A 20,254-nucleotide genomic window follows, 5' to 3' on the forward strand; every position below is an offset into this window, starting at 1 on the left:
GACAATTACTGGAAGGATATAGGAACCGTCGTGCGTGAGAAGCGCGTGCTCTACCCCGAGCATCTTTGGCACATTCGGGCCATGTATGTCAGCGTCGAGAATGCCGACTTCCATACCTCTCATTGCAAGCCCGAAAGCCAGGTTGACTGCGATCGTGCTTTTCCCGACTCCTCCTTTTCCACTCATTACCATGATCTTGTGCTTGATCTTCTTCAAGTTCTCGGCCAGTTTCACATCTTCTGCACTACGCTTCGAACTCTTTGTTTCGACTTTAATCTCTTGAGTTGTTGAGCTCATCGTCATCGTCGTTACACTCCGCACGGAATATCTACAAGCATATGATGACAATTTTGCCGAATATGTCCGTCATAAAATCTCCTGGGTTTTTGTTGCTGCAAAAGTCCTCACGCGCTGCCGTCAGCTCGATTCTAAAGAAAAAGTCTCATCTCTTTTTTCTGAAGTACTCCTCCAGTATTGCCTTCTCCCCCCTCTGCAGAATCTCACCAAGCGCTGAAGGGGATATGTCGAGTTCCTTTGCAAGATCTCTAATGGTGGTTTTCTTTGGGCAATCATAATAACCCTTTTCGAAGGCCAGCCTAAGGACCTCTTCCTGGCGTCTCGTCAACATGCTCGTGCCTTCAACTTTTGTTACGCTTTTGATCTCAACCTGGCACCCGACTGACTTAAGGTCTCGCACGAGTGAAGCGAGCGACTTCTTCTTCCCACTAACAACTCTCCAAAGGACTTTTCCGTTTCCGATGCTCGTAGCTGATCGTAAGAAGCATTCAGATCGCGATAGGGCTTCACAAGCGACACACTTATTTGTGATGATATATCCTGAGGCCTTACCATCGTTGCGAAACGAGATCTCTGCTCTGCACACGGCAGGGTGCATCTTGATCTCCTTAATGATCGATTCCATTGTTGTCTTATCCCCACCCATTTCGACGAGACCCCTTCCACCTTTCTTCCCGAAAGGCATGCACTCGATAAACTCGATCTTTGCAGAGTACTTCTTCAGTATATCCGTTACCCAGCTTTCAGGAATCATAATCGAAAGTAGTGCCTCTATCATATCAAACGACCATCTCAATCCTTTCCAGTTGCACGATCAGCATCAATTCTGTGCCGTTCTCCGAGTCTCATCATGCGCTTCTGAGGTTTGTATTCAACAATTAATTATAAGACAATAATGCTGAAGAATGTCGTTTATTTAATTCATTGAGAGCCGTAATCAGTTGGTACTATCGTTTTTAATATGCCGAAAATCCCCTGTTCTCATTTCGTTGAAGTCCCAGGTTGTTGTCCTAAGTTATTGATTTCGGAGATCATCTCCAGGATACGTCACCAGTATGCAATGTATTTCAACCATGTAAGCATAGAAGGGCTCGATTACTAGAGCTCATGATTGTTCAAAACCATTTTAAGCCACATGGTTCATTGCGATGCGTAGGAGGATACAGATGCACGGAAAGGCCATCACGGCCATGATTACTATCACCCTCATCCTGACATGTTTTCCTTTCGTTCCAGTCACGCAACAAGCCGAGGGACTTGTGTTCTCGGGAAATACGCCTGTTGACAGTAACGCAACTCACGATGCCCAGGCGTATCCGAGGATTGCAGTGGACTTGCATGGGAATATCTCAGTCGTCTGGGCGGAAGGCATAACCTATTATGATCGGATCTTCTACGCGAGGTCAGAAAATTCGGGATATGATTTTTTGGAGAAGGTGAGAGTTGACGATGCAGGGGAGTCCTCAGGACACCGTTCCTCTCCATCGATTGCCGTAAACGAAACAGGCTCCGTCTTTGTTGTTTGGGAAGATGCAAGGAATGATGATGTTCCTTCAATTTTTTTCTCAAAATCAGATGACGGTGGGAGGACTTTTTCAAGCAATATCCAAATCAGTCCTCCCGGGACTCATGCAACTGAACCAGATATCACAATCGCAAACAACACTATCTACGTTGTGTGGTCTCAAAATGTGACTATCGGTTCATCTAGCTACACCAAAATTTTCCTGACGAGGTCGCTTGATTGGGGGATAACATTTGAGATGCCGAGGCGAATTGATGATACTGCGACTACCGAGTCGTTATTAAGTGCGCCTAGGGCTGCGTCCCTCGGGAGCAAACTCATAATCGTCTGGCAAGACACTAGAAGCGACCCTCTTTATGATATATATGGCGCCATTTCTAATGATAGTGGGGTTACCTTTTCAGCAAATATGAAAATCAGTGATGGCCCGAATTATGTCAAGCAAACATCGCCAGACGTATGCTTTCTACCCAATGGCAATCCTATAGTAGTCTGGGAGGATTATCGAACAGGTACCTCAGTAATTCGCGCGTCGGTTTCCTCTGACGGTGGTGAGACTTTTTCGTACTCAAGGGTTGTCAGTGATGGTGGCGTCAGCGTTGATCCTTCTGTTGCCTCTGACAGCGGTGGTAATATATCGGTCGCTTACAAACTCCAGACGCTCACTACAAATGAAATTAGATACGCAATTTCAAGAAATGGTGGGATGACATTTTCACCGAGCATCAGGGTTGATGATGCGACGACCAGTAGCAAGCGCCAGAATCCTGATATTGCAATTTATAGCGGAAGGGTCCCCCTTGTTGTTTTTGAGGACAGAAGGGAGACACCACAAAGTATCATGTTCACGAAAATGATCAATGTGCCGCCCTTGTGTACGATTGACTATCCCACTCCAGGTTCAGCTGTCGAAGGACTCATTGTGATATCTGGACATGCATCTGATCCAGATGGAAATGATACACTTGTCAGTGTGCAAGTTCGCGTGAGAAGCGTTGGCTCTGGTGAGGGAACAGAATGGGAGGATGCAGAAGGTCTTACCGAATGGGCTTTTGACTTCAACACGACGAGATTCTTTAATGGCGAATATGTGATAGAGGCGAGGGCCTTCGATGGTGATTCTTTTTCTGAGATTGATTCGGTCAATATTTTCATCGAAAATCCAGTCGAGCTTTTTCCGGATCTCATCGTGACTGCTTCGAACATCACTTTTTCGCCGGAGATTTTTGAAGCTGGAGATTACGTAAACATCGTTGTCAACGTTACGAATATCGGCAACTCTGACGCAACTGGCGTCGAGGTGGAGGCTTTCCGCGGTACTTCGCAGATTGACTCGCTAAAAGCGATCGAACTCTTGCCCATAAATAGTTCGTCCACAGTGAGCTTTGTATGGCAAGCGATCCAGGGCACTCATCTGATTAGAATCTTGATCGACCCAGATGATAAAATCAAGGAACTTAATGAATCGAATAACTTTGCGTCAGTCGAAATATCAGTTCCTCCATCATTCCTTTTCATGCCAGATCTTGTCACAGTCCCTGGAAGTCTCAATCTATCATCGAATGAGATCAGGGATGGAGATGAGGTCGTAATAAATGCAACGATCGCAAATCTTGGAACGGAAGACGCGATTAACATTATCGTCACTTTTGCCATTGACGGCTCTCCGATGACGCAGCAGAAGTTCATCAGTTATTTACCGATCAACGGAAGTGAAAATGTCTCGATAACATGGATCGCGGCAAGTGGAACCCACGTGATCACAGTATCGATTGATACTTCGAACCTCATTGGTGAACTTAACGAGACAAATAACAACGCATCGATTACCGTCACGGTTCAGTCGATTGATGAGTTTCCTTCATGGATTGTTATGATCCCAGTTCTATTGGGTTTTGCTTGTGTGGTGTCAATCATTTATTACCTGCGTTGGAGACGACCGAAATGACCCCCAATAAACCCGATATAGCGCCTATCCCACATCCACTGGCTGATTTTCTTGATCCTGTCATCGAATAAAATCGTAATTTTTTATTTCCTAATATTGAGTGGGGTGATCGGAATACCTGTTTTGAGCTCATATCCAAAGTACCCCGCCTCGAGATTCGTTTACGATAACCGGACTTCAATGAACTTAATGGCTAGGCTGTAATTTCGCTCTGTTCAGATGATTGCTGTGCTGAGGTCAAGGGAAAAATGTTTAACCGTTGACATATGTAATCATACAAGGGATTCTCATGTTAAAAATGGAGGATATTATTGGTCTGGAAATTGTAAGTTCAGATGCCCGTATCGTCGGCATGGTTGAGGGCGTTGCCCTTGATGTTGAGAATTGGGTGATTCCGGCGTTGCGTATCGGTGTGAAAAAAGGAATTGAGGAGACGATCGGGGTGAAAAAGCCATTGTTCTCGACAGCAAAGATTCTGGTGAAAACAGATAGCGTTGACTCCGTTTCAGATACCATAACGCTGAAAATCCCCGTTTCAGAAGTAAAGGATGCTGTGGTCGAAGAAGGAGCAGTTCTTATGACCGCTGCGGATATCGTTGGAAAGAGGGTCATTTGCAGAAAGGCTAGACAAATTGGCTTTGCTGACAACATTATTTTTGTTCCTGAAAAAAACTGGAAAGTACCTTTTATTGAAGTTAGATTGGACAAAGACGCGATCGATTTACTTAATGTCAAGAAGCCCTTGCTTGCGACACCATTGATTAAGGTCCAGACGGACGACATCAAGACTATTGGAGATATGATCATGCTGAAGATCGACGCTGATGAACTGAGAGATTTTCTCGAAAAGAAATCTCGCGAAAAAGGTCCCATTGTGAAAAAGAATCACATAGCGACGAGCGAAGCATCAGAATCTAAGATATCGCCGATTGAAAAACAAGGTGGTGAGGCGCCGGAATACAAGCCAAGGCTTTAATCCTCCTATTCTTATTCACTTTTCGTTATTCCGATATCCAGCTCTGTGGCGGTGAAACATCTGATTGAAACGGTTGGCCTCACGAGAAATTTTGGCAGTATCACGGCCGTCGAGGATCTAAATTTAGTCGTCAAAGATGGCGAGGTCTTTGGGTTTATTGGACCAAATGGTGCAGGAAAGACGACCACCGTAAGAATGCTCTGCTGCTTAATTGCACCTACCGCTGGCACCGCTTACATCAACGGCCTCGATATCACGAGTCCTGATGATGCGATCAAGATACGTGGCATGATCGGCCTTTTGCCGGAGAGCCCTGGACTTTATGAATCTTTGAGTGCGTATCGCAACCTGGATTTTTTCGCGCAACTGTATGGCGTGCCAAAGAGAGAGAGGGAGCAGAGAATCAGAGATCTTCTGACGAAACTCGATGTCTGGGACAGACGGGATGATCCTATCGCGAAGTTTTCAAAAGGAATGAAACAAAAGATCGCGATTGCAAGGGCACTCGTCCATGAACCAGAATTCCTCTTCCTTGATGAACCGACCTCCGGGCTTGATCCTCAGGCTGCGATCACTGTACGGAATTATCTTTTAGAATTGAAAAAAGAAGGTCGGACGATTTTTCTCAATACACACAATCTTGACGACGCGCAGCGGATCTGTGATCGTGTTGGTATCATACAGCGCCGGATCCTGGCAGTCGGATCTGCGGAAGATCTTGCACGCAAATTCTGGGGAAGGACGACCCTCATCAAACTGAAGAAGGTGACGCCAGAGATGATCGCGGCTGTAAGCGCCCTTCCCTTTGTGCGATCGGTGCGCGAAAATGAGAACACAATCGCAGTTGACGTCGAGAATCCTGAGAACGACAATCCATTGATTGTACGATCCCTGATCAATGTTGGGGCAGAAGTGGAATTTGTCGAGGAATTGAGACGAGGTCTCGAAGAGATCTATCTTAGGCTTGTGGGGGGATACGCTGAGGCTAGATAAGATCTGGATCGTTGCTCGAAAAGACCTCGCTGAGTTTAAAACGAATAAGTACATCATTTTCAGCCTCATTGCTATGCCCCTCGTAATGGCATTCGTCATGCCAATCGTATATCTGATTCCGGTGACAATGTTCGCTGAGCCCAATGATGAAAAACCACTCGATCTGACAATAAACATGTCCGCGACTGTCAATGGCGGAAATATCACTGAAGTCTCGATAAAGGACCTGAGGCTGATCAACGTTAATTTGACAAATTCAATCGTAAGAGGATGTTTTATTGAGGGATGCGATGTATCGAAATCGGTGGTCTTAGATTCATTTATCGTAGAATCAAGACTCAATAGTACTCTCGTGATCCACAGTAATCTCAAAAATACCACAAGGATCGATACAGTGCTCGATCGTTGTGTCGTGATTGGCGAGGCGAATGAGGCAGAGAAGTTTTTGAGAGTCTTCATCGACTCCCTCCTCATGTTCTTCATCCTCATCCCCTCCGTGATACCAACAGTCATTGCCTCATACAGCTTTGTCGGCGAGAAAATCAACAGGAGCCTTGAGCCCTTACTTGCGACGCCTACGACCGATACTGAACTCCTCGCTGGTAAGTCAATATCTATTTTCCTCCCGACGATGCTCGTCACATGGGCGAGCCTCGTGCCGTTCATAATACTGGTCGACGTCATCGTGTACCCAGTTATTGGCTATTATCCCCTTCCGAACCTTGTCTGGATCGTCGGTGTCTTTATTCTCGCACCGCTCTTTTGCATACTCAGCATCCTGGTCAATATGTTAATCTCATCAAAGGTCAGTGATGTAAGGGCTTCTCAGCAAATCGGCGGACTAGTCGTTCTGCCAGTCGTCGGCTTTTTTATCGTTGCAATAGCAGGTCTCGTGACGCTTGATTTTCTCTTGATGACAACTTTTATTCTCTTAACAGCGGCAATTGATATTTTCATCTTTTATGTGAGTCTTAAGGTCTTCCGTCGGGAGGAAATTCTCGTAAAATGGAAGTGAATGTACTTGATCGGCTCAAGATAATAAAATTCGATTCAGGAATCTCATTTTCCAGGAAGAAAAATCACTGTTACAATCTTCCATGCTAAAAGGCAGACAGATGGCTCACTTGTCAATTATTGCCCTAAAAACGCAGCGTAGGTCTTTTTGATTGTTCCTTTGTGCCGGAAAATGACAAGCGGGGAAAATTGGATAATTATGATAACTGGATAATGTTTATTATATGGAGAAAAAAAAGAAAAATGTGTTTGGGCTTATTCAACTTTCCACTTCGATACCGCGACACCGATCACAAAGAAAATTGCTGCAAGTATCGCGACGATGATTAGGCTGCTTATTGCTCCAACTGTATTGTCGTAAACCATTGCGTCTCTGAGTCCATTGTTGATGTATGTTAGTGGCAAGACCTGGGCGACCGACCTGAGGTAACTTGGCATCATTTCAAGGGGGAAGAAAGTGCCTGAGAGAAACATCATCGGGAACGTAATGGCATTGGCCGCCGTACCCGCTGTTTCTGGCTCCTTGATGAACCTTGCAAGGATCATTCCCATGGCAGAAAACAGCGCGCTCGAACAGATGATTATGAGAACGGCAATAGGATCAAGGGTCAGGCTAACGCCGTACAGCGCAACACCAACGAGAAGGATCACCGTGATTGAGATGAAGACAACGATCAATTGCCACAATATCTGGGTAACCAGCCATTCTACTCGTGTGAGTGGCGTTGTCATGAGCTTCTTGAAGATTCCATTTTGTGAATACCTCGATTGAATATCGACAGTCCAGAAGATCGTTGTCGTCATCGTTGTCAGGGCGATGATCCCAGGCAAAAAGAAATCAATGAAGTTGAATTGCTCTGAAGCGATTTCCGTTCGTTCGAGCGTGATAATTTCTTCTCCGTGCGCTAAAGCGAGGTTGAAATGATTACTTACGGAGACGACGATAGTTGTGATTACATTGGCTGATGTGCTCGTCGGATCGAGCATCAATTTTAGCTGAGTCGTATTATTCCCTGCACCTGGGATAAATGCGGAATCGAAATCGGAGGGGATGATAAGTACTGCGGTCGGACTATTGTTCTTGATGTAATCGGAGATGTTAACATCCTTGCCGACGTTGATCACGCTGATCGATCCACTGCGGTTGAGAGCCTCAATAAAATTGTGCGACATCTGGGAATCTGATAGATCTTGAATATGGAGACTGTACTTTCCATCACTGCCACCGCTGAAAATCGCTCCAAAAAGGAGTATGAGAATCACTGGAAACGCGATCGTCCAGAAAATTGACGATTTACTGCGGTAGAACATCTTCACGGAGCTGATAAGTGTTGATACGATTCTATTTGGCATACTCTATCTCACCACCTTCGGCGAGCTTCCTTCCAGTCAATTTAAGAAATACATCCTCCAGTGTTGGTCTCGTCACCTGTATTTGCTCGTATGTGCCACCGCTCCTATCAAGTGCGTAAATGATCTCGAAGAGATCGCTCCTATTCTTAAGAGCAATAATACAATTACCATTTTTAATCTCGTAGCCAGGCCATTGTTTCTCAATTACACAACGGCACCGCTCATCGGCGTTGGAAACAATACAACGGCTTCCCGACCCGTATTTATTGATGATCTCTAGAGGGGTATCAAGCACGAGAAATCGACCGTGATCAATAATACCAACGCGATCCGAAAGGATCTCCGCTTCTTCCATGTAATGTGTCGTCAGGATCACCGTCTTTCCCTTTTTCTTCAGCCCTTCGATGACTTTCCAGACCTCCCTTCTGGCCTTTGGATCGAGACCAGTTGTAGGCTCATCAAGAAAAACGATCTCTGGATCGTTGACCATCGCGATTGCCACGCCAACTCTTTGTTTCAATCCGCCAGAAAGATTCTTGAAATACTCATTCGTCTTTTCTTCAAGATCCATTGTCTTGATTAGATCCAAAGGGTCGAGCATGTGCTCGTACATGCTTCCAAAAAACTCGATATTCTCTCTTACGGTCAGGAGATCGAAAGCGTTAAAATCCTGCGGTAATACCCCAATCTGACGTTTGATCTCTTTTGCTTTTTTGGCTACATCTAGACCGAGCACTTTTGCTTCCCCGGATGTCATTGATCTAAGACATTCCAGAATTTCAACTGTTGTTGTTTTTCCTGCACCGTTTGGACCAAGAAGAGAAAAAATCTCCCCCTTATTTACAGTAAATGAAATGCTGTCAACGGCGACAAGGTCTCCGTATCTCTTCGTCAAATTATTGACCTCAATCACTGTCTCTGACATTTAATCCTCCCTACAATAGACTACAAATGTTGGGTATTGCAACGACCTCAAATATAAGATACTTATGGGCACAATACGATTTTCGCAGATAGAATACTCATTGCTTAAAACAAAAAAATTCGTCGTGGTGACCGAAATGCTTCATTAAGCATATCCAGTATTTGTATTTCTGTTAGTTGATCTATTATGACATTCGCAAGTTTTTTTAATACGAAAAGACTAGTTACAATTTAGGGGGTGATAAATTACGTCAAAGATACTAAGAGTGAACATGACCGAACTGAAGGCCAAGTACGAGGACGTTCCAGAGAAATGGAAGAACCTCGGTGGCCGTGGACTCACTTCGACGATTGTGGCCGACGAGGTACCTCCAACGTGCCATCCGCTCGGGCCTAATAACAAGGTCGTCTTCGCTCCTGGGATCGTGACAGGCACGAGCGCACCAACATCCGGGCGAATCTCTGTCGGTGGCAAGTCTCCGTTAACTGGAGGAATCAAAGAGGCGAATGCAGGCACCAATTTTGCGCAAAAGTTAGCAAAACTCGGGATCAAGGCTCTGATAGTCCAGGGTCAGTGTAAGAAAAAGTACTATCTCCTAAAGATCACAAAGGACAAAGTCGAATTCTTTGATGCCAAGCCCTGGGTTGGAAAGGGTCTTTACGAGGTATATCCCCAGTTGAGGGAGAACTTCGGGAAAGACATCGCGATTTGCGCAACAGGGATCGCAGGAGAGCTTGGTGGAGCTGGCGCTGGCGTTGCATTCAATGACATCGATGGCTTGCCGAGCAGATACGCAGGTCGAGGCGGCCTTGGCGCGGTTATGGCGACACGGGGGCTGAAATTCATCATTGTCGACGATGATGGAGCTCCTGGCGTGGAGATCAAGAACAAAGATCTGTTTAAAGAAGGAACTAAGAAGCTTACTGCTGCGCTCCAGAAGCACGATATCACAAAGCCCGGAGGAACGCTGAACAGCTATGGGACAGACGCGTTGATCAATGTGATTAACGAGGCTGGTGCTCTACCACACAGGAACTTCTCCGCTGGATATGATGAACTTGCGCCGCTTGTCTCGGGAGAAAAGAAAGCGGAGATCATCAAGAAACGGGGCGGTGAGAGACCGCACGTGTGCAGCCCGGGCTGCATTATCCAGTGCTCGGAGGTCTGGGTCAGAGAAGGCGGGAAAGATCCAGTCGGTGTTCTTGAGTATGAATCCGTCTGGGCTCTCGGTCCGAACTGTGGTATCTATAATCTCGACGATGTAGGGGAGTTGAACCGCGCGTGCAATGACCTCGGTCTTGATACGATTGAAATGGGCGGTACGATCGGAGTGACGATGGAAGGAGGGATCGTGAAATTCGGCGACGGAAAGGGCGCCCTCTGCTTGCTCGAAGAGGTGAGAAAGAAGTCGCCACTTGGCCGCATCATCGCGAATGGGACAGAATTTACTGGCAAGGCGTTCGGCGTCACGAGGATCCCGACGGTCAAAGGCCAAAGCATCCCGGCATACGACCCGCGTCCCATCAAGGGTATTGGTGTTACCTATGCCACAACACCGATGGGTGCGGATCACACAGCTGGATACGCAATCGCACCAGAGATCCTCGGTGTTGGTGGAAAGGCGGATCCGATGGACACAAAGAAGGCCGACCTCTCGAGGGCACTGCAGCAGAGCACGGCGTTCATCGACACGAGCGGTTACTGCCTGTTCACGGCCTTTGCGATTATGGATATACCCGAAGGGTTCGAGGGCATGGTCGAGTCATGCAACGGCGTGCTCGGAACGAACTGGACTGTCGACGACGCGGTGAAACTCGGTGCGAAGATACTTGAGACCGAAAGGAAATTCAACAGGGCAGCGGGCCTGACGAGAGCGCACGATAGATTACCAGAATTCATGAGACTTGAACCACTGCCGCCGAAGAACGTGGTTTACGACGTTCCCGAAGAAGAACTTGACCGGGTCTATCCTGAGTGAGTCAATAATCGATCCGAAACCCTTTTCTCCTTTTCTCTCCCTTATTTTATTTGAAATGACTGTCAGGGTGAAGCTTTTTGCAACGCTCCAGGAAATCGCGGGTGTCAATGAGATTTATATTGAAGCAGATGATGTTATGTCTGTGCTTGAACAGCTCGTTCAAAAATTTTCAAAGCTAAAAGGCGAGATCTTCGAAGATTACGAGGCGAGAAAGGTTAGGCCAAGAGTTAAGGTTATGGTCAATGGTTACAATATCGATCATCTCAGGGGATTTGACACACGCCTTGTCGATGGAGACAGAGTTGCTGTATTCCCCGTTCTCGCTGGTGGATAAAATTAGGAAGGGTGTTCGAAAAATGAGTATCAAAGTAAGACTCTACGGAAAATTGAAGACAAAAGCACCTGCCACAGATCCTACTGGGCAGGTGGGGATTGTAGAATTGGACGGATCAAGAGTAAAGAGTATTGCCGAAATTTTAAGAGTCCTCGATTTAAAACCTGAAGAAACCAGCCACTTGTTCTTGAATAACGATTACTCGGCGCTGGAGAGACGCGTGAATGACGGTGACACCGTCGCTATATTCCCGAGAGATATGGCTCTCCTCTATCGATGGTATTTCCGCAAGCAGGACTGAGGTTAGATTTAGTGGCGTAAGAGTTTAGGGAGTGCTTCCAAATTGGTATCAGTCAAATGAGGAATCTCATCTCCATATTCCAGAAAATGTATATTTTGATGAAGATACCGATGTTAACTGATAATTTTACTAACTTCGGTGCTATCTCTGGTGGGGAAGTGAGTTTAATTATGGATTGAAAATCTTTAATTGTGACCGAATCTATTCAGCTCTTGGGCTAACAATTGTGCATATCCGAATCTATGCTCAAATGAAGCAAATTTGCGTTAGTGTTGCGCTGCATGTGGTGATCACCAAAGCATGTTAGCCGAGGGGGTTATTGGATTGAGAAATGCTAAATTCTCGGATCGCGAAGTCCAGAGGTACTCGAGACAGATGATGATCGAGGGATTCGGCGAGGATGGACAGAGAAAACTCGCAAATGCGACGGTGGGGGTCATGGGCCAAGGGGGTCTTGGCTCTCCGGTTTCGATCTATCTGGCAGCTGCAGGTATAGGCAGGCTTGTCATTGTTGATTATCAATCACCAGAGATGTCAAATCTAAACCGACAAATACTTCACTGGGAGGAGGACGTAGAAAAAGGCATTTCAAAAGTAGAATCAGCGGCATGGAAGATGAGGAAAATTAACTCAGATATAGAGGTCATCCCGAAAAAGGTCAAAGTTACAGAGGAAAATATTGGCGAGGTCTTTGAAGGGGCTGACATCATCGTCGATTGTCTTGATGATTTCACGCCGCGCTACATGCTCAACGACTTCTGCGTAAAGAATAGAATTCCTTTCGTTCACGCGGCCGTTGAAGGGTTTCACGGTCAGCTGACGACAATCCTGCCGGGAGAGACGCCTTGTCTTCGATGCCTCTTTCCGACGCCACCACCAAAGAAACCAACCTTTCCAATTGTTGGCGTAACTGCTGGAGTATTTGGAGTTCTTGAGGCGGCCGAAGTGATCAAACTGTTAACAGGAATGGGAAATCCACTCAAATCAAAACTCCTGATCGGTGACCTGCTGTATCAATTCTGGGAAACGATCGAAGTCTGTCGTGCAGGTTCGTGCACCGTTTGCGGTCATCTGTGAGGATAAATCACTTGGACTCCTGAAGTGTTTTTTATCAGACGAAGTAGAGTCGAGTGTTGTACTTGAGGCTCGTTTTTGAAGCTGCCTCGAGTCTATCGAGTACTCCCCCGTATCGGCGGATAGCGATCTTTCCTTCGTTCGGGAGCCTTTCCCTCAAAACTGAGATTTCTTTGAGGAGTTGTTCGATTTCCCCTTTTTCTAACTTCTTACCTTCTTTGGCAAGTCTTGGGATGTCTGCAATAATTTGGCAGCCATATTTGCGTGCGATCTCGGGGAGCATGCTATTGTCAGGGCCAAAGGTTCCGATGCATCCGCGCCCACTGTCCCACGAAAGCGGGCACCGGCCACATGTCTCGTTGAGCTCATCAAATCCAAGCATATCCCATTCAGTCAACCTATTTTCAGTGGATGCTTCGGACAGAATTCTCTCCTTGAGGCTCTCGGGGACTTTTCCAAGATTTATCCATCCTGTGTACTTCCTAAAAGTGACAGTGGCAAGTCTTTGGACATCTGCATCATTTTTTATTTTCGATATGTAGATCTCATTCGCATCGTTCGCAATTCTATTTCTCTTGAGAAAATTCTCCCAGTCCTTTTCGAAAATTCTCCTCGCGTCTTCAAATGTCGCTACGTCGTCATACTCAGCATATTCCTCCAGACCCTTGACGGAATTGAGATAGACCTTGATAATTGAATTCTTGGCCCTTTTGCAGAGGGCTTCATCACTGTCAAGCTCACAAATAGCAATACTAACACTCATCGAATTACCTCACTCTCCGGCGCGTAGCGCGGATTACGTATATATCAGTTCTCTATTTGTTGCATTGTAATGCAACCCGTTAAGAAACAAGGAAGTGCAACTCTCAATTGTTGATCGAAATCTTACAAATCCACGAAAATACAAAAACGCCAAATCATGAATGATAGGGGTTTTAATGGTCATCAAAAGGCCTGACAAACTGACCAGCAGACATCAAAGAGTGAACACTACTCTCACAGCAGGATAAAAAATGAAAAATGATCCAGAATCAATGGGCGAAAGAGTCCGCGTGATCATCCCTGATCGAAGTGAAAACTTTGATTCCTATGAATCAAGGCGGTATCTTGAATTCCTTGCATGTCTTAGGGGATAGAAGGAAGAGCTCAAATCGGACATATCAGGTACTACATTTGCGCAAACCTCCATACAGTCTTTAGGCTGATTGTGAAGAATTTTGTGGCAGATAGCCACGACATACTGGTCTTTGATGTGGAGAACCTCGGAGTTCAGTTTTGATCAACAATCCCTTCAGTTGCTCTAAAAACGTGCATCTCGTAATACTCTTGAGCGATAAGATTACGTGAGTGCAGTTCGGGAAGGCTGCAGCGTATTTTCATTGCGATGGGATTTACTATTTTGCAGAAATAATCTCATGCAAAAGAAGAGCTATAATTCCGCTAAGTGAGGCCTTTGCCTGTTCCAATCAACTATGTAGAATTGAGATAGTTATCAAAATCTCAGATTGAGGTTTCGTGAGAAGTCATCATCTGCGTCCTTTCTCCGCGACCTCACTCCTTTCTCTCACCCTCTGCGTTTTTCACACTGGTGTCTGCTTCCGGAGTCGGACTCATAGATTCCGATTGCGATTCCTCCACAGTCCCCTTTCCCTTGTCTCTGATTTCCTCCTCTTTTCCCTTTTCTTTCATTCCTCCAGATAGAAACTCCTTCCGATAGGACATGTATTCGCCAATATAAAATACGCCGTGGAGCGCGACGACGAGGATGAACAAGAGAATCAGTAGCGAATAATCAGCGGTTAGTGTGACCTGATCGACTGTGATTTCAAAGACGCCTCCCTTAAAGATAAACCATATCCAAAGACAGACGAGCGCTGTCGCAACAACAGCGAATATCAACCGTGATTGGGAACCCTTCGGATAAAAACCTTTGAAAAAGCTGATGACGATGAGTGGGATGCCAATAATCAGAACAGCATTTCGCGCCGCTTCCAAATAATCACCAATGTATTCTCCGATAAACGATGCGATAACTTTAATGATGATAATCGGAGCAATCACATATTTCGCCGCTGCACCGATCGATGCCAAAACACCTTTCCAGGTTTTTCCTTTGTCAAGAGAGAAATCGCTCATCTTTTCCACTCCCATTATGTCGTGGGCACCCACAAGTACTCATATGTCTCGGTTGCGCTCGCTCCCTTGAACTCAAGCGTGAACGCGATACTCAGTAATTCTGAATGGTTTCTGAGCCATTCAGCGGCATCGTTGTCAATGACGATCTCCAGCACATCATTTAGAGGTTGAGTAAGGGTGACAATTTTCTCTACGCTCCCTATCGCCGAGGTCGCATTGCTGATGGTGCAGTTGATTTTCATTTGCTTTCCTGTGAGCATATCAGCGGCGTAAACGTAATATGGCAGATTTACGGTCAAATTTGAATCAGTGACCTCGTAATGAACTTCATCGACATCGATCCCAAAATCGCTAACCATCGGCTCCCATTCCATCGTGTTGTTGATCCCTATTCCCAATTTCAGGAGTTTCATCATATAGAAAGTCTCGATATTCACAACGAAATCATAGGATCCGCTTTCGAAGATGATTCTCTTCAATTCGGAGGGATCGACGCTGTTGAGATCGATAACGAAGCTGACATCGAGCGTTGTTGTTCTACCAGCAATGATATCGACTGGTTCTGATTGCCCCTGGATAACAGTGTCACCATTTTCGTTTACAAATTTGTAAGAAATTGTGAAGTCTTCGATATTGTAGAAACCGCCGTTGTATATCTTAACAGGTGTCGTAAGAGTCAGGATGTCGCCTTCAACGTTCCAGGTACCCTCCTCGTCCTCTGGGATCTGGATATCTAGCCCGCCGATGGCGAGGGGCACGATACTGAGAATGATAATAACGGCAATTAGAAGACTGATGGCAATAATCACTAATCTGATTCCTAAGAGTCCCCATCGCATTGCCAACCTCATCGCCTTCCGCCATTAAATTACTTTTGTCTGCCTACTTCACCAGATATATTATTCATTGTGGTCTGTCCGGGTGAATAACAATCCACGGTATGACTATAAGTCCCATCGATTAGTAATCTAGTAACACCCATTTTCGATATTGGAATCTAGACTTTAGATTGTGTTTCTCTACACGATAAACAAGGCGCAATTATTATATGCTAAACTTGATTTTTGATCATCGGGCAAGCTCTTATGAAAACGGCACCGTTGGAAATCGAGTGTCCATTGTGTGACAAGAAGGTGAATGCTGATTCGTCAGCATGTCCACACTGCGGGGCTGAGCTGAAGAGCCATGAAATCGGTGAGCTCGAAGCACTCGCTGGTGAGATAATTAGTGGCGAGGTGACAAGTAGCGAAGTTGTTCAATCTAATCTGTCGACTGCAAAGGGCACATCACCGGGCGCAGTGGCTTCCGTTGAACCTGACACCGTAAGTTCAATTCCAAAAAAGGAAGAAATGACGATCACTGATTCAACAATAGGAAAACCGGTAAGGAGAGAAAAGAAAGGCTTTTTCGGGATATTCGGCGGGAAAAAACGCTGATTTTATCAAAGATTTTTTATCGCATCGGATTAATCGTCGATCATGGCTGAGCTAAGGATCAGAAAGCGCCATAGGCTCAGAAAAAAGGAAATCGAAGCCCTTGCTAACGAGATCTCCTCACAGCTCGGTATCGAGACTTTTACTTCGGAGGACACCGTTGACCGTGCGGAGAGCAGTGACTATGATGTCATCTTCGTAAATGGCGAAATCGAAGCGATTGTGTTCGAGGGAAAAGTATTCCTTACATTGAGGGGGCTGCTCAAGTACAAGCCGCAGCGAATGTTTGTTACTGTGGACATGGGCGCTGTCCCCTTCATCTCAAACGGTGCAGATGTCATGTGCCCAGGAATTGTAGAAGCTGACCCAGATATTAGGGAAGGAGATCTCGTCTGGGTCAGAGATGTGAGAAACAAAGTGCCAATCGCAATTGGAAAAGCGCTCATTTCCGCTGGAGAAATGTTGAAAAAGAAGCCTGGCAAAGCTATCAAAACGATTCATTTTGTTGGCGACCGACTTTGGAAGTTTAGTGAAGAATAACGGTCGGATTCTCTACCTTTTTTGGGCGGGCCGAAATGATCGAATTGCCACCGACATTCCAGTCACCACCAGGAAAGTCTGATTGAACCTCACGAACAAATCTGAAAGAATAAACTAATAATACGATCCCGATCTATTGTTGATTACGGAGGGAACACTCATTAACGCGGAAAGGAAAAACGAGAAGAAAAAGAAGGCAAAAGATAAGAAAAAAGTGGACGAGGCCAAGAAGCTGAAATTCTTGAAATTGACAAAACGAGAAGAAGAGGCGATGAGAAAGCCGGAACTTTACCGCTGCAGGAACTGTGGCGAAGTTTTCAGACGTTCGGAAGGGGAACTTATTAGGGAGGATTCTGAGGGGTACTTCTACTGCTATAAGTGCCTGGACTCAATGAAGGAAAAGAAAAGGGATGTCATAAGAGAGGTATGATCTCGTAAAGTTTTGTCCCCCAGCGACTTCAGGAGTGGGTCAACTTCAGGTTATTGCCCTTGGTTGAATGCCTTTGGCGAAATCTAATATGGAAGCGTGATTGATAGGCGCCAGCCTTAGCATTGAGAAAAGATTAATAACGAGACAGGCAATTACAAACAAGGGATGCGATGCCGCTGATTAAGAGGCCTTTCGGAAAGAGCAAGGAGGAAGTCGAGACAGTTGAGAGCGACCAGTATATCGACTTGGGTCAGCTCAGTTTTGATGAGGGGAGCCCGCTTTCTGGCAAAGGGATGGTGAAGGTAGCCGAGATTTATAGGTACGAGGATCTGCAGACGATCACTCAACCTGTTTATAATGGCAACATATTGATAATCGACTACTCGGCGATTGCGAACGACTCTTTGACCTTGAAGAGGGTGACCAGTGAGTTGAAGGCAGTTGCAAGAGACACAAATGGAGATGTTGCCGCAATTGGTCGAAATTTCTTGGTCGTTGCCCCAAACGGAATTAAAATTGACAGGCAGAAGATCAAGGGCGGATTCACCTAGTCTTCCTAGCGACTTCTTTCTTCGGCTCGATCAATTCGCTATAACAATTTATTTTCGGCGATCTTTGGCGAATTTGAATTAGGTCCCCTTGACCAGTACCATCGTATGTCAATAACGATATATATTCTATTAGCGATTGCTTTCTGGTGCCAGAATTCAAGGTGGTTCATGATAGTGTCCACGGGAGCGTGCGTCTAGAAGGAGTCTTTCTTGAACTCTTAGAGCGCCCTGAAATGCAGCGTCTTCATGGTATTCACCAGCTCGGCCTTGCGCATCTCGTATTCCCTGGCGCAAATCACACGCGGCTTGAGCATTCTCTCGGTACTTACTTCATTGCTGAAAAAATGGCAAATGCGCTTTCTCTACCACAAGAGGAAAAAAATAGCGTAATGGCAGCAGCCCTTTTGCATGACATCGGTCATCCACCCTATTCTCACACGCTTGAAGTTGTCTTGTGTGATCGGATTGGACTTACACATGTTGACTTCGCGAAATCAATTATCAATGGTGAGATCTCAGTCCTTACAAGTCGGAGCTCGAAGCTCCTGGGGGTCTCCAATACAATCGCGGACTTGCTTGACAGGTCGGGCATATCTCCAGAGGTTGTTGTCGACCTGATCACATCATCTGTGCCATCGTCGCGAGATCAAACTCAATTGGAGATTGAAGAAGGCCAGACCTTCTTTGGAGGGAAGAATTATCTGAAACAGATGATCCACGGTCCCGTCGATGCAGATCAGATGGACTATCTTTTGAGAGATGCGCACTATACTGGCGTAGCTCACGGGACGATAGACCTTGACCGGTTATTGCAAACCATCGGTATCTTTCACGGAGATCTCGTGGTCGATAAAGGTGGGATCGTGGCGGTTGAAGGGCTGCTCGTCGCAAGGGCCCTCATGTATACATCTGTCTATTTTCACAAAACCGTCCGGATCGCTGAGATGATGCTCTGTAAGGCGGCCGAATCTGCAAGGGAAAATATCTTCGAGAACATCCAGATCGACACAGATTGTACCTTCGCAGCAAAGTTGTTCAAGGCAGGTGCGGAATCGGCAAGAATCATGACGATGCTTCAATATCGTCGCCTCTACAAAAAGGCCTTTTCTATCAACATTTCCGACTTGGATGATGCAACACTCGCTTCTCTTATTGAACTCACTGATTATTACAAAAGGAAGGAGGTTGAGCGCAAGATTGCAGAGCGGGCACGCGTTAAAGAGTCTGAGGTAATCGTAGATGTTCCCGAAAAGGAACTTCTCGTCTCAGAACCTCGTATTGGCAAGACTGAAGTCCCCATATTGGATGGCAACAGGGTAAGACCTCTGACCCGACACAGCCCAATTGCGAAAGCCCTCCAAACAAGGAGTGTCCATTCCTGGGCTGTGATGGTCTCGACACCAGAGAAACATAAGGAAGTGGTGGAAAAAGCCTCAAGAAAAGTGCTTTTCTCATAGTTACTCCTAGCCAGCAATACTTTTTCAAAAAACATTCATGCTGCTTCTTCTGGGCTAAAACAATCAGCACCTTCAAACTTTTGTGATTGTTTTTCTTGATCAAAAGCTCAATTGTTGCGACGGAGCATGTCAAGGCAGCGCTCACAGAACCAGGCGCCTTTGATGTCTGTGTCGAATACCGAGTTCGAAAAATGCATGACGCATTTTATATCAGGGCAATGTCCCAAGCCGATCACATGGCCGATTTCATGTACTGCCTCTTTTTCTGCCCGATCGTAAAAGATCTTCCTATCGTGGTGTTGCAACCGTGCCGTTGAGATTATACAATACTTCCCGCCGACCTCAGCTCGACCAAAAACAAAGTTTAGTCCCTCCGCATAGAGATCAACGGAGGTTACGCCTAGGACGATATCGCCGCTGACTTCTCTTAAGGAGTGAAGGACAAGCAGACTGTTGTACTGTTTTCTGACCCTGTTGAACGCGGTTGCAGGGACTGGTCGCTCTTCTAGGATAAAAACATGATCGAACCTTTTCCTCAGCCGCTCTGCGATTTCGAGGACTACATCCTCGTCGACTTCGCCAACTGGTACGATTGTAATCGCCATTTCAGTCTTAATATGGGAGTGCTGGAGGGAATCGGATCTCAGCATGACTATCCGAATTCTAAATCGTTGGAGATCCCCTATATCATCCTTTCATGACGCCAATCGGCCACAGCCTCGCGACCTTCTTCGAAAGGCCCGCCCCTTCAACGACTGAGACGACATGATCAATATTCTTGTAAGCTCCAGGTGCCTCTTCAATAATCCCGTCTTTAGTACTCGACTTCAGGTAAATGCCGCGACGTTCAAGCTCTGCACAAACCTCATTCGCCTTGTACCTTCTGATTGCCGCCTCTCTCGACATCATCCGCCCAGCACCATGACAAGTCGAGCCAAATGCCTCTTTCATCGTTTTCTCGGTACCTACGAGCACATAACTCCCGGAGC

The 20,254-nt window shown here is 46.0% G+C and carries 23 protein-coding genes; 14 read left to right on the forward strand and 9 right to left on the reverse strand.

The window, feature by feature from the left end; all coding sequences use genetic code 11:
• Positions 1-303, reverse strand: a 303-nt coding sequence (locus tag QHH00_07375; protein MDH7509199.1) for a P-loop NTPase, incomplete at its 3' end; no start/stop codon positions are given.
• Between the two features lie 139 nt (positions 304-442).
• Positions 443-1,075: a helix-turn-helix domain-containing protein gene (locus tag QHH00_07380; GenBank protein MDH7509200.1), complete on the reverse strand. Its 633-nt coding sequence runs from the start codon at positions 1,073-1,075 to the stop codon at positions 443-445.
• A gap of 388 nt (positions 1,076-1,463) precedes the next feature.
• Between QHH00_07380 and QHH00_07385 the strand changes: the two genes are divergently transcribed.
• The 4 genes from QHH00_07385 to QHH00_07400 all read left to right on the forward strand — a co-directional run bounded on the left by QHH00_07385 (position 1,464) and on the right by QHH00_07400 (position 6,754).
• The gene (locus tag QHH00_07385; protein ID MDH7509201.1) at positions 1,464-3,770 is read left to right on the forward strand and encodes a CARDB domain-containing protein; all 2,307 of its coding nucleotides are present in this window, start codon (positions 1,464-1,466) and stop codon (positions 3,768-3,770) included.
• A 289-nt stretch (positions 3,771-4,059) separates the two neighbouring features.
• Positions 4,060-4,746, forward strand: a complete 687-nt coding sequence (locus tag QHH00_07390; GenBank protein ID MDH7509202.1) for a hypothetical protein — start codon at positions 4,060-4,062, stop codon at positions 4,744-4,746.
• A gap of 51 nt (positions 4,747-4,797) precedes the next feature.
• A complete protein-coding gene (locus tag QHH00_07395) occupies positions 4,798-5,739 on the forward strand; it encodes an ABC transporter ATP-binding protein (protein MDH7509203.1) in 942 nt (313 codons plus the stop codon).
• The gene (locus QHH00_07400; GenBank protein ID MDH7509204.1) at positions 5,711-6,754 is read left to right on the forward strand and encodes an ABC transporter permease subunit; all 1,044 of its coding nucleotides are present in this window, start codon (positions 5,711-5,713) and stop codon (positions 6,752-6,754) included. Before QHH00_07395 ends, QHH00_07400 begins: the two co-directional genes overlap by 29 nt.
• A 254-nt stretch (positions 6,755-7,008) precedes the next feature.
• Here the strand turns inward: QHH00_07400 and QHH00_07405 are convergent, their stop codons facing one another.
• Positions 7,009-8,106: an ABC transporter permease gene (locus QHH00_07405; GenBank protein MDH7509205.1), complete on the reverse strand. Its 1,098-nt coding sequence runs from the start codon at positions 8,104-8,106 to the stop codon at positions 7,009-7,011.
• A complete protein-coding gene (locus QHH00_07410) occupies positions 8,096-9,031 on the reverse strand; it encodes an ABC transporter ATP-binding protein (GenBank protein MDH7509206.1) in 936 nt (311 codons plus the stop codon). The genes QHH00_07405 and QHH00_07410 overlap by 11 nt, the downstream gene beginning before the upstream one ends.
• 265 nt (positions 9,032-9,296) lie before the next feature.
• Here QHH00_07410 and QHH00_07415 point away from each other — a divergent pair, with 265 nt between their 5' ends.
• From QHH00_07415 to QHH00_07430, 4 genes are all read left to right on the forward strand, one after another.
• Positions 9,297-11,009, forward strand: coding sequence for an aldehyde ferredoxin oxidoreductase C-terminal domain-containing protein (locus QHH00_07415; protein ID MDH7509207.1), 1,713 nt, complete (start codon positions 9,297-9,299; stop codon positions 11,007-11,009).
• 55 nt (positions 11,010-11,064) lie between these two features.
• Positions 11,065-11,343, forward strand: coding sequence for a MoaD family protein (locus QHH00_07420; GenBank protein MDH7509208.1), 279 nt, complete (start codon positions 11,065-11,067; stop codon positions 11,341-11,343).
• A gap of 22 nt (positions 11,344-11,365) precedes the next feature.
• Positions 11,366-11,644 carry a hypothetical protein gene (locus QHH00_07425; protein MDH7509209.1) on the forward strand — a complete coding sequence of 93 codons (279 nt, stop codon included), beginning with the start codon at positions 11,366-11,368 and terminating at the stop codon, positions 11,642-11,644.
• Positions 11,645-11,944: 300 nt separating this feature from the next.
• The gene (locus tag QHH00_07430; protein MDH7509210.1) at positions 11,945-12,721 is read left to right on the forward strand and encodes a HesA/MoeB/ThiF family protein; all 777 of its coding nucleotides are present in this window, start codon (positions 11,945-11,947) and stop codon (positions 12,719-12,721) included.
• A 34-nt stretch (positions 12,722-12,755) separates the two neighbouring features.
• Here QHH00_07430 and QHH00_07435 read toward each other — a convergent pair whose 3' ends face one another.
• Complete coding sequence (locus tag QHH00_07435) at positions 12,756-13,481, reverse strand: hypothetical protein (GenBank protein ID MDH7509211.1); 726 nt, start codon at positions 13,479-13,481, stop codon at positions 12,756-12,758.
• Between the two features lie 250 nt (positions 13,482-13,731).
• Between QHH00_07435 and QHH00_07440 the strand changes: the two genes are divergently transcribed.
• Positions 13,732-13,854, forward strand: coding sequence for a hypothetical protein (locus QHH00_07440; protein MDH7509212.1), 123 nt, complete (start codon positions 13,732-13,734; stop codon positions 13,852-13,854).
• A 415-nt stretch (positions 13,855-14,269) separates the two neighbouring features.
• Here the strand turns inward: QHH00_07440 and QHH00_07445 are convergent, their stop codons facing one another.
• Together QHH00_07445 and QHH00_07450 are read right to left on the reverse strand one after the other, a co-directional pair.
• On the reverse strand, positions 14,270-14,854 hold the full coding sequence (locus QHH00_07445) for a hypothetical protein (GenBank protein ID MDH7509213.1): 585 nt from the start codon (positions 14,852-14,854) through the stop codon (positions 14,270-14,272).
• 14 nt (positions 14,855-14,868) lie between these two features.
• Positions 14,869-15,705 carry a hypothetical protein gene (locus QHH00_07450; protein MDH7509214.1) on the reverse strand — a complete coding sequence of 279 codons (837 nt, stop codon included), beginning with the start codon at positions 15,703-15,705 and terminating at the stop codon, positions 14,869-14,871.
• A gap of 234 nt (positions 15,706-15,939) precedes the next feature.
• On the opposite strand from QHH00_07450, the gene QHH00_07455 reads away from it, so the two are divergent.
• The 5 genes from QHH00_07455 to QHH00_07475 all read left to right on the forward strand — a co-directional run bounded on the left by QHH00_07455 (position 15,940) and on the right by QHH00_07475 (position 19,265).
• The gene (locus QHH00_07455) at positions 15,940-16,290 is read left to right on the forward strand and encodes a hypothetical protein (protein ID MDH7509215.1); all 351 of its coding nucleotides are present in this window, start codon (positions 15,940-15,942) and stop codon (positions 16,288-16,290) included.
• A gap of 42 nt (positions 16,291-16,332) precedes the next feature.
• Positions 16,333-16,827 carry an RNA-binding protein gene (locus QHH00_07460; GenBank protein ID MDH7509216.1) on the forward strand — a complete coding sequence of 165 codons (495 nt, stop codon included), beginning with the start codon at positions 16,333-16,335 and terminating at the stop codon, positions 16,825-16,827.
• Positions 16,828-16,966: 139 nt separating this feature from the next.
• Complete coding sequence (locus QHH00_07465; protein MDH7509217.1) at positions 16,967-17,257, forward strand: hypothetical protein; 291 nt, start codon at positions 16,967-16,969, stop codon at positions 17,255-17,257.
• 170 nt (positions 17,258-17,427) lie between these two features.
• Complete coding sequence (gene sepF, locus QHH00_07470; GenBank protein ID MDH7509218.1) at positions 17,428-17,808, forward strand: cell division protein SepF; 381 nt, start codon at positions 17,428-17,430, stop codon at positions 17,806-17,808.
• Between the two features lie 146 nt (positions 17,809-17,954).
• Positions 17,955-19,265: an HD domain-containing protein gene (locus tag QHH00_07475; protein ID MDH7509219.1), complete on the forward strand. Its 1,311-nt coding sequence runs from the start codon at positions 17,955-17,957 to the stop codon at positions 19,263-19,265.
• A gap of 107 nt (positions 19,266-19,372) precedes the next feature.
• Here the strand turns inward: QHH00_07475 and QHH00_07480 are convergent, their stop codons facing one another.
• Positions 19,373-19,915, reverse strand: coding sequence for an archaemetzincin family Zn-dependent metalloprotease (locus QHH00_07480; GenBank protein MDH7509220.1), 543 nt, complete (start codon positions 19,913-19,915; stop codon positions 19,373-19,375).
• A 37-nt stretch (positions 19,916-19,952) separates the two neighbouring features.
• On the reverse strand, positions 19,953-20,254 hold a 302-nt coding region (locus tag QHH00_07485; protein ID MDH7509221.1), incomplete at its 5' end, for an RtcB family protein.

It is taken from the genome of Methanomassiliicoccales archaeon (assembly GCA_029907465.1).
Lineage (GTDB): Archaea > Thermoplasmatota > Thermoplasmata > Methanomassiliicoccales > JACIVX01 > JACIVX01.

Bases quoted from the DNA above. Each gene is read 5' to 3' on its own strand.
- QHH00_07460 (MDH7509216.1), top strand. From the start codon at position 16,333: ATGGCTGAGCTAAGGATCAGAAAGCGCCATAGGCTCAGAAAAAAGGAA.
- QHH00_07450 (MDH7509214.1), bottom strand. From the start codon at position 15,705: ATGAGGTTGGCAATGCGATGGGGACTCTTAGGAATCAGATTAGTGATT.
- QHH00_07405 (MDH7509205.1), bottom strand. From the start codon at position 8,106: ATGCCAAATAGAATCGTATCAACACTTATCAGCTCCGTGAAGATGTTC.
- QHH00_07480 (MDH7509220.1), bottom strand. From the start codon at position 19,915: ATGCTGAGATCCGATTCCCTCCAGCACTCCCATATTAAGACTGAAATG.
- QHH00_07390 (MDH7509202.1), top strand. From the start codon at position 4,060: ATGTTAAAAATGGAGGATATTATTGGTCTGGAAATTGTAAGTTCAGAT.
- QHH00_07445 (MDH7509213.1), bottom strand. From the start codon at position 14,854: ATGAGCGATTTCTCTCTTGACAAAGGAAAAACCTGGAAAGGTGTTTTG.
- QHH00_07430 (MDH7509210.1), top strand. From the start codon at position 11,945: ATGTTAGCCGAGGGGGTTATTGGATTGAGAAATGCTAAATTCTCGGAT.
- QHH00_07435 (MDH7509211.1), bottom strand. From the start codon at position 13,481: ATGAGTGTTAGTATTGCTATTTGTGAGCTTGACAGTGATGAAGCCCTC.
- QHH00_07410 (MDH7509206.1), bottom strand. From the start codon at position 9,031: ATGTCAGAGACAGTGATTGAGGTCAATAATTTGACGAAGAGATACGGA.
- QHH00_07420 (MDH7509208.1), top strand. From the start codon at position 11,065: ATGACTGTCAGGGTGAAGCTTTTTGCAACGCTCCAGGAAATCGCGGGT.
- sepF (MDH7509218.1), top strand. From the start codon at position 17,428: ATGCCGCTGATTAAGAGGCCTTTCGGAAAGAGCAAGGAGGAAGTCGAG.
- QHH00_07440 (MDH7509212.1), top strand. From the start codon at position 13,732: ATGAAAAATGATCCAGAATCAATGGGCGAAAGAGTCCGCGTGATCATC.
- QHH00_07385 (MDH7509201.1), top strand. From the start codon at position 1,464: ATGCACGGAAAGGCCATCACGGCCATGATTACTATCACCCTCATCCTG.
- QHH00_07425 (MDH7509209.1), top strand. From the start codon at position 11,366: ATGAGTATCAAAGTAAGACTCTACGGAAAATTGAAGACAAAAGCACCT.
- QHH00_07455 (MDH7509215.1), top strand. From the start codon at position 15,940: ATGAAAACGGCACCGTTGGAAATCGAGTGTCCATTGTGTGACAAGAAG.
- QHH00_07380 (MDH7509200.1), bottom strand. From the start codon at position 1,075: ATGATAGAGGCACTACTTTCGATTATGATTCCTGAAAGCTGGGTAACG.